The sequence below is a fragment of the Vibrio sp. D173a genome (genome assembly GCF_030248475.1).
The window spans coordinates 1-577 of record NZ_JAHGAH010001372.1; the positions used below are offsets into that span (position 1 = coordinate 1).

Annotated in this window: 1 protein-coding gene; it reads right to left on the reverse strand. The window is 41.9% G+C overall.

Translation table 11 applies throughout. The features are described 5' to 3' along the window. Positions 1 to 121 precede the first annotated feature (121 nt). A partial coding sequence (locus tag KIV40_RS33445) for a DUF2846 domain-containing protein (protein WP_375164946.1) occupies positions 122 to 577 on the reverse strand: 456 nt, incomplete at its 5' end.

Consider the following 577-nt stretch of genomic DNA (forward strand, 5'->3'; position numbering starts at 1 on the left):
TAGTTAACGGGAAGGATAAGATCTACAAGAAATAAAAAAAGCAAGCTAAGTATTGCTACTCATCTTGCTCTATCGATCCACTTCAATAAACATCAGTGCTAAAAACTGATTTGTCGCTACACTACTCCGCTGAAGCGGTACAAATGCCTTTCACTGCTAAGTCTGTTTTAGCGACTTCTGCTTTGCCTTTCTCTTCATCAACTGGCTCTAGTGCCGCACCACCAACAAATACACCCATTTTGATGTACTGCTGAACAAAGTAGTTACGCCCTTCTTCTGTGTACAGAGTAATGTCGTTAGCGGAAAATTCTGATTCTGTACTGATGGTGTGCTCTTTATCACCGGCAACTTCTTGGTAGAAGAATACGCCCGGAGCCGTTTCGCCAATACACTCACCATTGATATAAACATCTTTCTTCAAAGCACCGCCAAGGTGTGAATTGTCACGATACACGTAGACACCAGATTTACCCTCAGATGGCGCATCAAACTGTTTAAGTTGATTCGATTCTGATTTATCAGCCGTTGGAACTGTTGCACAACCAGACAGAATAGACAGTGCAAATGCACTTAAAAT